General features: G+C 38.7%; 11 protein-coding genes. 6 read left to right on the top strand and 5 right to left on the bottom strand.

Annotated elements, in window-relative coordinates:
• A partial coding sequence (locus AC52RT_RS17570) for a YbyB family protein (RefSeq protein WP_495541947.1) occupies window positions 1-223 on the bottom strand: 223 nt, incomplete at its 3' end.
• A gap of 207 nt (window positions 224-430) precedes the next feature.
• On the opposite strand from AC52RT_RS17570, the gene AC52RT_RS17565 reads away from it, so the two are divergent.
• The 3 genes from AC52RT_RS17565 to AC52RT_RS17555 all read left to right on the top strand — a co-directional run bounded on the left by AC52RT_RS17565 (window position 431) and on the right by AC52RT_RS17555 (window position 2,089).
• Entirely contained in the window at window positions 431-805 is a 375-nt protein-coding gene (locus AC52RT_RS17565; protein WP_495541946.1) for a winged helix-turn-helix transcriptional regulator, read from the top strand.
• An 84-nt stretch (window positions 806-889) separates the two neighbouring features.
• Window positions 890-1,075, top strand: a complete 186-nt coding sequence (locus AC52RT_RS17560; protein WP_495541945.1) for a hypothetical protein — start codon at window positions 890-892, stop codon at window positions 1,073-1,075.
• Between the two features lie 96 nt (window positions 1,076-1,171).
• Window positions 1,172-2,089, top strand: a complete 918-nt coding sequence (locus AC52RT_RS17555) for an NAD(P)/FAD-dependent oxidoreductase (protein ID WP_495541944.1) — start codon at window positions 1,172-1,174, stop codon at window positions 2,087-2,089.
• A 38-nt stretch (window positions 2,090-2,127) separates the two neighbouring features.
• Here AC52RT_RS17555 and AC52RT_RS17550 read toward each other — a convergent pair whose 3' ends face one another.
• Window positions 2,128-2,310 carry a lmo0937 family membrane protein gene (locus AC52RT_RS17550; protein ID WP_495541943.1) on the bottom strand — a complete coding sequence of 61 codons (183 nt, stop codon included), beginning with the start codon at window positions 2,308-2,310 and terminating at the stop codon, window positions 2,128-2,130.
• A gap of 177 nt (window positions 2,311-2,487) precedes the next feature.
• Here AC52RT_RS17550 and AC52RT_RS17545 point away from each other — a divergent pair, with 177 nt between their 5' ends.
• Window positions 2,488-2,820 (top strand): YckD family protein, encoded by a 333-nt coding sequence (locus AC52RT_RS17545; protein WP_495541942.1) that lies wholly within the window; start codon window positions 2,488-2,490, stop codon window positions 2,818-2,820.
• A 69-nt stretch (window positions 2,821-2,889) separates the two neighbouring features.
• Here the strand turns inward: AC52RT_RS17545 and AC52RT_RS17540 are convergent, their stop codons facing one another.
• The gene (locus AC52RT_RS17540) at window positions 2,890-3,486 is read right to left on the bottom strand and encodes a GNAT family N-acetyltransferase (protein ID WP_495541941.1); all 597 of its coding nucleotides are present in this window, start codon (window positions 3,484-3,486) and stop codon (window positions 2,890-2,892) included.
• A 550-nt stretch (window positions 3,487-4,036) separates the two neighbouring features.
• Between AC52RT_RS17540 and AC52RT_RS17535 the strand changes: the two genes are divergently transcribed.
• Window positions 4,037-5,464, top strand: coding sequence for an aldehyde dehydrogenase family protein (locus tag AC52RT_RS17535; RefSeq protein ID WP_495541940.1), 1,428 nt, complete (start codon window positions 4,037-4,039; stop codon window positions 5,462-5,464).
• A gap of 45 nt (window positions 5,465-5,509) precedes the next feature.
• Here AC52RT_RS17535 and AC52RT_RS17530 read toward each other — a convergent pair whose 3' ends face one another.
• Window positions 5,510-5,926, bottom strand: a complete 417-nt coding sequence (locus tag AC52RT_RS17530; RefSeq protein WP_495541939.1) for a VOC family protein — start codon at window positions 5,924-5,926, stop codon at window positions 5,510-5,512.
• Window positions 5,927-6,619: 693 nt separating this feature from the next.
• Here AC52RT_RS17530 and AC52RT_RS17525 point away from each other — a divergent pair.
• The gene (locus tag AC52RT_RS17525) at window positions 6,620-8,599 is read left to right on the top strand and encodes a S9 family peptidase (RefSeq protein ID WP_495541938.1); all 1,980 of its coding nucleotides are present in this window, start codon (window positions 6,620-6,622) and stop codon (window positions 8,597-8,599) included.
• A 292-nt stretch (window positions 8,600-8,891) separates the two neighbouring features.
• Here the strand turns inward: AC52RT_RS17525 and AC52RT_RS17520 are convergent.
• Window positions 8,892-9,083 (bottom strand): DUF4025 domain-containing protein (locus AC52RT_RS17520; protein ID WP_495541937.1); only part of this gene is annotated, 192 nt, incomplete at its 5' end.

Here is a 9,083-nt window from a genome sequence, read left to right as displayed (position 1 = left end):
TCTGATTATCACCGAAATCATATGGATCGGGATGACCGGCTTGTTCAATATTCTCATACAATACTTCAGGACGGTGTCGATACCAAAATTTCATTGCTTTATGTTTGACATCTTTATAAGAACAGATCACTTTTTCACGATTGGACTTTGTTGATAAAAAGGAAACCCCAGCAACTCCGAATCCAATTAGAAGATATGGACCAACACTTTTCACTATCGCCATCATGATCATCCTCCTTGTCAATTAATAGTATATACCCGGTCAAGAAAGCAATAAACAAAAATTGGTAATATTCACAAAAATTTTCTAATTCCACGGAGATAATAATCGCCCTAACCCTCTGAATGTTCAAAAAATTAAAGGAATCAGCTGTGAGGTTTGTGACTTTTAAGCTAAACATTTATACTATAAGATATGAGGTGATAGTATATGAATAAATGTTCTTCTACTTTATGTCCTCGCTTCGAAAAAGGAATGCAAATTCTAAGCAAGCGCTGGGCTGGTTTAATTATTCATCAGCTGCTAAATGGTCCACAGCGGTTTTGTCATATAGAAGCAGCATTTCCAATCAGCGGCCGAATTCTTTCCGAACGGTTAAAGGATCTTGAACGAGAAAATATAGTCAAACGAGACGTATATCCTGAAACACCGGTACGAATAGAATATACATTGACTGAAAAAGGGATGGCCTTGGGTCCAGTTATTGAGGAAATTCAACGTTGGGCTGAGGAATGGGTAACACCAGATTCAATTACAGAAGAAGCAAAACAAGTAGAAAATGAAACTGCGAAAAAGGGCCTTTAATAGGTCCTTTTTTTTATGAAAAAAGTGGATGATTACGTTAAAATTAACACAAGATTGTTATGGTTATCATACTGCTGGAGGTGAATGATAATAGAATCCGTAATGACCATTTTAATCGGGTTTTCTGGTACTCAAGAAAAAAACCATTTCTTAGTAAATCTTGTTTTATGGAATGCTGTTGCTGGTAACGAAAAACGATTATCTACAATTTTCGGGACTGTTTTACTAGTTGCCGGATTTATCCTTATCCTTTTACCGCTTTTGTCTTAATTCATCATAACTTTCTTATGTATGGATTGTCTGTTTAAACAATCAACAGCTGGGCATATTGCTTATCATATAACTATACAAAAAGAAGGTGAATAATTGAAGAATCAAGATTGTCTAATTATTGGCGGTGGAATTGCTGGACTACAATGTGCGATTCAACTAGGCCGTTATAACCACGATGTTACAGTAATTGATTCCGAACAAGGCCGGTCAACGATTACCTGGGGATTTCATAATGTGCTGGGATGGCCACAAGGCATCACTGGTCCAGAACTGCGAAAACTTGGACGTGAGCATGCTGAGCAATGCAATGTCACTTTTTTAAAAGACCGCGTGGTCAGCGTTAAAAAAGCCTGTGATATTTTTATCGTAAAAACAGCTCAGAATAACACCTATGAGGCAAAAACAATTTTCATCGCGACTGGGATTACGGATAACTTACCTAAGATTAACAACCTTATGCCCTGCCTCGGCAAATCGATTTATATTTGCCCCGATTGTGACGGATTTGAAGTCACGAATAAGAATACAGCAATCATTGGCGGTGGTAATTCAGGTGCTAATATGGCATTGACCTTAACGTATTGGACACACCTATTAACTTTTATTAATCATACAAAGACACCCATAGATGAAAAGTTGATGACAGAATTGAATAAATTGAAGATACCCGTCATTAATGAAGCTGTAACTGATATTCTACTCGATGTGGACGGCCAATTAACAGGAATTCAATTAGAATCAGGTAAACTAATTTCTTGTGAACGTGGATTCACCGCGTTCAGCGGGAATAAATTAAATAATGAGTTAACCACACAGCTTGGCGTAAAACATGATCAACGAAATCACGTCCTTGCTGATCCACGTACGAAAGAAACGAACATAACCGGTGTTTGGGCCGGAGGTGATTTACTTGCTCACTCTGAACAAGTTACCATTTCAATGGGAGATGGATCACAAGCTGCCATATGGATTCATAAGCGTTTGATGGGTATGCCTAGATTATCACAATAAAAAATACCCCCGTCTGTTGATGACGGGGGTATTTCAATCTAGCCTCTTGCCCGGCCTTTGATTACCTTGTACACAATAAGGATAACAGCAATGATCAAAAGTACATGAACAAATCCTGCTGCAATTTTAAATACGAGACCAAGAACCCATAAAAGAATTAATAGTCCAATAATTGTCCAAAACATCTGCATCTTCCTCTCTTCTAAGGATTGTTCAATCATAACTTATGTTAAAAAATAAATGCTTATGCTTAAAATACCCTGACAACCTATTTTAAAACACGGTAATTATTTTTTAATTAGCTAGTTATCAAGTTCCCGTAAATTTACCAAATACTTTTTGGATAATTTATCTGGCGATACACATCCTAAACAGGATAAATAGAAAGGAGCATGTATATGAAAAAACTCGTATTTAGTTTAGTGGCATTTACCTTTTTATTAAGCGCAGGTTTCAATGTTTCAGCATTAGCAAATGAAACCAAAACGGCACCGGAACAGGAAAAAACAGTCACATTAACACAGGCTCAACAAGCTGAGATTGGGGCTATCCATAAAGAACTTCTAGCTAAGCAAAAACAACTCATACAGAAATATGTTGAGTTTGGCGCTCTATCAAAGGAAAAAGCAGACCAAGTAAATAACCACTTTGAAAAACATTACGAAAGAATGGAACAAAACGGTTTTCAATTCCCACAACACAGACACCAAAAGCACGAGAAGCCAGAATAAAAACGAAAAAGGCGATCGAGGGTTTCCTCAATAGCCTTTTTTACCAGTTATTCTTTTGGCTGATACCTATCAAAAGAGGTAACTGACACTTTTCTCATAATCTTTCATGATCATTCCATACACGTATGTATCGGTAAGGGTCTTTCCATCTGCTGATAAATCCTCATTTTTAAGGACGGCCTCTAACTGGAATCCTAGTTTTTCCGGGATCGCTTGGCTTTTTACGTTTGCTGCCTCGCATCTAATTTCTAATCGATTAAATGCCAATTGGTTCATTCCTAGGTCTGTTAACCTCTTGATAGCTTCTATCATATACCCATTGCCGCTAAATTTCTTATTAATCCAGTAACCTATGTCCCCCGTCTGTATCTCCCAATCAATATTATGGATATCCGTTATTCCTATGAATTCTTCTGTCTCTTTATGGAAAATGAGAAAACGGAGACTTTCTCGTGCTAAGAACTTTATGTGCTCATTTCTCAGATTGGTCTCTGTTTCTTCGACAGGAGGGATTTCCTGCGCAAAGGGCAGCCATTTGCTTAATTCAGTAATAGATTCCCTAATTGCCTCGTTCACTACCCTTCCGTCACCCGACAAGAAAGGTATCCGTAGGAGTAATCTTTCTGTTTCTAACGATGGCGGAACCTCAATTAATATAGGATTCACCTTTATTCACCATCCCATATAGTTGTATGTATTCCTAGTAAAAAGATTAAGATGGGAGTTTCTCTTCTTATCAGCTCATTATCGAAAGAAACCAAAATACTTACTAAAGATTTTAAAATTGACTATAGCCCAACTTCAATTAGAACGTCTTCTCGGTAAAATACATACTCATAATTTTATAAATATTAACAATTATCTATATATTTGTCAATAACTCCCTAAAATCTCCCCTTTTTAGGAATCAAGCCTACTTGTAAGTTATGATGGGGGGTATTTTCTCAATTTTCCTACCTCATCTTCAATTAATCCCGTCATGAAGGGCATTATTTCCGTCACAATGCGGCGTATTCCCGTCTGGACAAGGGGTATTTCCGTCTGGAGGAAGCTTATTCCCGTCTAGGCACTATTTTCGAGAGCAAAATACCTCGTGGGGTATTTTGTAGTTTTCCTGTTATAATCCATCACACCCGTTCTAAAAAATCTTCATATGTTTACCTATAAACAAAAAGGGAAGATTTTATATAAGTCAATATTATAAAGGAGTTTGATTATGCTTAATCATACAAAACAATACATCAACGGTGAATGGGTAGACTCTACTGGATCAGATACGATTGAAGTAGTTAATCCAGCAACAGAAGAAGTAATGGGTAAGATTAGCGCAGGAACAGAAGAAGACGTGAATCGAGCTGTCCAGGCAGCAAAAGAGGCGTCTCATTCCTTTTCTCAAATGACTGTTGAAGATCGAATTAAACTTTTAGAGGATATTGCAAAAGAATATGAAAACCGTAAAGATGATTTAATCAAAGTAATGACTGAAGAGTTAGGTGCTCCAATTACCAAATCGGAGGAAATTCATTTTCAAATGGGGCTTTCACACTTTAAGCAGGCCGCGGAAAGATTGAAAACGTTCCAGTTTACGGAGGAAAGAGGGAACTCTTATATCCAGAAGGAACCGATTGGGGTCGCAGGACTGATTACACCTTGGAATTTCCCGACCAATCAGATTTCTACAAAGTTGGCTAGTGCATTGGCAGCCGGAAGCACCTTAGTGGTGAAACCTGCCTCTCAAACACCATTTGCATCTATTATTCTAGCAGAAATCTTTGATAAGGTTGGTGTTCCGAAAGGTGTCTTTAACCTTGTAAATGGTTCAGGTTCAACAGTTGGGGAAGCAATCAGCACACATCCAGATGTCGCTTTAATATCCTTTACGGGTTCAGGTCCAGTTGGAAGCAGCTTAATGAAGAATGCTGCAGATGGGATTAAAAATGTCTCATTAGAACTTGGAGGAAAATCACCTTTAATCATTTTAAAAGATGCAGATGTAAAAGTAGCAGCGAAAACCGCTTTAAGTCAGATCGCTACAAATACAGGACAGGTATGTTCCGCAGGAACGCGGGTGATCGTACCAAAAGAAATGCATGATGATTTCATTGAAGCAATGAAGGAATTAGTATCAGAATTTCCGGTTGGCGATCCTCAGGACAAACATACATTTATGGGTCCACAGGTTTCTAAAGATCAGTGGGAAACCGTTCAATCTTACATCAAAAAGGGTCAGGAAGAAGGAGCCACCCTTGTAATCGGCGGTCCGGGCAGACCTGATGGATTGGATAAAGGATTCTATTCTCAAATAACTGTTTTCACAGATGTACAGAATGATATGACGATTGCTCAGGAAGAAATCTTTGGACCTGTCATGTCAGTCATTACGTATAAAGATATTGACGAAGCAATTGAAATTGCCAACGATACCATTTATGGCCTTGCAGGTTATATAATCGGAAATGATAAAGAAGAACTGAAGAAAGTCGCATTAAATGTTAAAGCTGGACAAATAACAATTAATAACAGTGAAGTGGATATGTCAGCACCATTTGGCGGCTTTAAACAATCTGGTATTGGTCGTGAATGGGGAGATTATGGGATTGAAGAATTTCTTGAACCAAAAACAATAATGGGTATGCCCTCTTAATAAGTGAAAAAACAAACCCAATAACCCCCGGGGGGTTACTGGGTTTTAACTTTGTCTTGGATAGCTGCAAAGCTCAATCAACGTTCCCTCAGTTGATGCAGGGTTAACATAGATAAGTTTTCTGCCACGTGTGTTTGTACGAAGTGTATCCTCTAGAAAACGCACTCCTTTTTTTCTTGCCTCTAGTATCGCTTCATCCAAATCGTCCACTCGATAAGCAATGTGGTGCACCCCTTTGCCACGTTGCTTGATAAATCGAGCCATAGGTGAATTCTTATTCGTTGGTGATAGTAATTCAATAACTTTATCATTCGTTCTGACAACCGCAACATGAACTTCCACCCCAGGTGCATCACTTGTATATCGGTCCTCCACTACTCCATTTAAGACAGTAAGGTAAAATGGAAGCGCGTCATCAATACTTCTTACCGCAATTCCAATATGATCTAAAATATAATCCAATGTCGTTCCTCCTCATGAGTACTTATTATGTAAAAATGCTAGTAATTCAAGAAATGGGAGCTCAATTACTTCTTTTACTGCCTTTTTCCTAACCATTTCTCCAATACCGATTGTGAATAGTATAACCTATCCTAGCCCATTGAAAGTCATGTCCTTGCTAAAGTGGAGAAATCTATTGTCTACTTTCCTAAACACACCAAACACATATGCTGTATCATTGTGAGCTAAATCTTAATGTATTGATGAAACATTCCACTGTATATTCATCCATATCAATCTCCCCTTTTTCATCCCTGTGTTAAGTTGGAAGCCGGTTTTCTAATTCTCACAGTCGATTTTTATAATGTGTTTCTTTTTATGCCCTTCCTACCACTCTTCTAGATTCTCAGATAAATCAAGTAATAACTGGAGCTATGGCGAACAGAAAAAAGTATTTTTTATTTGGGATGAAGCGACCTACTTAGATAGTATGATCATTAATCAGCTGATACACGCCATAAGACTTATCAACCAACTATTCAAAAAAATGAATTAATACCATATCAATCAAATTAGTCCTACGAAATTCTCTTCTATCAATCGTATAAAAGATATGTAATGATGAGAGTATCGTTGCTTTTTTTCATAAAAAGACAGGATATTTATTTCTGTTGTCGAAATATATAGCGTAAGAAATAGAGAGGATGAATTCTAATGACCCTATCTGGTATTCTCGCAGAAGATTTATTTGATTTAAAATCAGTTACCGATCCACAGCTGTCACCCGACGGAACTTATGTTGCCTTTGTAGAAACAAGCATTGACAAGGAAGATGAAGAGTACATATCTAATTTGTTTGTTCATCATTTTCCTACAAACCAAACAACCCAATGGACGTTCGGCAGTCATCGACATTCTTCACCGCGTTGGTCTCCCAATGGTGAGAGTCTTGCCTTTCTATCAAACCGTACTGGAAAAAACCAATTATATGTTTTACAACTTGCCGGCGGTGAAGCTAACAAACTGACGGATCTTGAAAATGGGGCTTCCACACCTATATGGTCTCCTGATTCGAAATCCATTCTATTTTCAACAGCCATTAAATCAGGAAAAACGCTCCATGAAAAGATTGAGAAACCTAAAAAGGAAAAAAAGACCGCTAAAATCTATGATCGCATTAAATATAAAGCAGATGGGAAAGGCTACCTGGAAGATACCTTTAGTCAGCTTGTGATAATCGATGCTAAGACGGGGGACACTAAGCAGTTAACCAACGATGATCAACATTATAGTCCAAGTTCATGGTCTCCAGATGGAAAGCAGATTGCTTACACAGGAAATGATTCCGCGGACCGGGATTATCAATTGGTTGATGACGTATTTATTCTTGAGATCGATTCAGATAAAATAGAGAAAATCACGCCTGGTACCGGCTTCTTCAATGATCCCAAATGGTCACCTGATGGTACTTGGATCTCTATTATTGGTCACGAACGTGAGTATCAAGGTGCAACACTTAGTAAAATCTGGTTATACAATACTATTGACCAATCATTCGTTTGTCTAACTTCTGAATGGGATGTTCAAGTTGGTGATGTAAGTGCCGCAGATTTCCATATTGGAACCGTTGATCCTGGTTTACTTTGGACAAATGACAGCCAAGGCTTTTACTTCCTGATCAGTGATCACGGGAATGTCAGCGTTTATTATGGGTCAGTGGATGGAGCGATGTATCCCTCCCTAAATGGACAACAGCATGTGTATGGATTGACAATTAATCCAGAAACTCATGAAGCAGTTCTGGCTATCAGTACACCTGTACAGCCAGGCGATTTGTATACATATAATCTTTCAACAGGTGAACTTACTCAGTTAACGTTTATCAATGATGAACTTCTTAAGACCCGTAGTCTTTCAGAAGCTGAAGCAATCAGTTTTCCATCAAGTGATGGACGTGAGATTCATGGATGGATCATGAAACCCGCTGACTTTGATCCAGAACAACGGTATCCATTGGTATTAGAAATACACGGCGGCCCTCATGCGATGTACGCGAATACCTATTTCCATGAATTCCAAACACTCACTGCTCAAGGCTATACCATATTGTTTACCAACCCACGGGGAAGCCACGGCTATGGACAGGAGTTTGTTCAAGGTTGTGTAGGCGATTATGGCGGCATGGACTACCAAGATTTAATGGCAGCTGTTGATTATGCAGTTAACAGTTATGATTTTCTTGACGAACAACAATTGGCAGTTACCGGCGGAAGTTACGGCGGATTTATGACTAATTGGATTGTCGGCCATACTAACCGCTTCAAGGCAGCTGTTACACAGCGCTGTATTAGTAACTGGCTAAGTTTTTATGGAGTGAGTGACATTGGCTATTTCTTTACAGAGTGGGAAATGGAAGGGGACATCTTTGAATCCCCGGAAAAATTATGGCATCATTCACCCCTTAAATATGCGGCTAATGTGCAGACTCCACTCTTGCTGTTACACGGAGAATTAGACTTCCGCTGCCCAATTGAACAATCCGAACAATTTTTCACTGCTCTAAAGAGACAGAAAAAAGAAGCCGTTCTCGTATCCTTCCCAGGTGAGACTCACGAAGTTTCACGCAGCGGTTCTCCACGACTGCGCCTGCAGCATACAGAACAAATCAGAGATTGGTTTAATAAATATCTGTAACAAACAGAAGGCTGTCAATTTGACAGCCTTCTTTGTTTGGATAAAGAAGACCATCTACCTAGAAGCTTCCTCTCTTAAAAAGCCTTCCGCACAAGAATGGCCCTCAAGCGCACACTATTTGCCCATTTCCGCACACTAACCAGTTCAAAGCGCACATGAATCTAGTTGTTCCGCACACAAACTCTTCTGTTCCGCACATCACAGCTGCAGATATCCTCCAATCAATCCAGCAGCGCAGGTTCAGACTTAGCAACAAAAAGAACGCTGCTAAATTAGCAGCGTTCCACAATACTTAGTGATTATCACTTTTTTTATCCACTTGATCAATCGTGCCAGAATAATATCCATCCATCACTTGATCATGGGTTTCATCTACTCCTGATGTTACTGAATCGTTCTTGTCTTCTTTTTCTTCATTATAGAAGTATCTTTTTTTTTCTGTTTTTAGTTCTTCATTTTTAGAATTTTTCATTAAGTCGGATCG

Source organism: Peribacillus sp., from assembly GCF_059453735.1.
Note: the sequence above shows the minus strand (reverse complement) of the source record. Positions and strands in the feature narration are given on the sequence as shown.

Excerpts from the sequence above, each read along its gene's own strand:
- AC52RT_RS17550 (WP_495541943.1), bottom strand. The coding sequence starts at position 2,310 with ATGATTGAACAATCCTTAGAAGAGAGGAAGATGCAGATGTTTTGGACA.
- AC52RT_RS17535 (WP_495541940.1), top strand. The coding sequence starts at position 4,037 with ATGCTTAATCATACAAAACAATACATCAACGGTGAATGGGTAGACTCT.
- AC52RT_RS17525 (WP_495541938.1), top strand. The coding sequence starts at position 6,620 with ATGACCCTATCTGGTATTCTCGCAGAAGATTTATTTGATTTAAAATCA.
- AC52RT_RS17545 (WP_495541942.1), top strand. The coding sequence starts at position 2,488 with ATGAAAAAACTCGTATTTAGTTTAGTGGCATTTACCTTTTTATTAAGC.
- AC52RT_RS17560 (WP_495541945.1), top strand. The coding sequence starts at position 890 with ATGATAATAGAATCCGTAATGACCATTTTAATCGGGTTTTCTGGTACT.
- AC52RT_RS17565 (WP_495541946.1), top strand. The coding sequence starts at position 431 with ATGAATAAATGTTCTTCTACTTTATGTCCTCGCTTCGAAAAAGGAATG.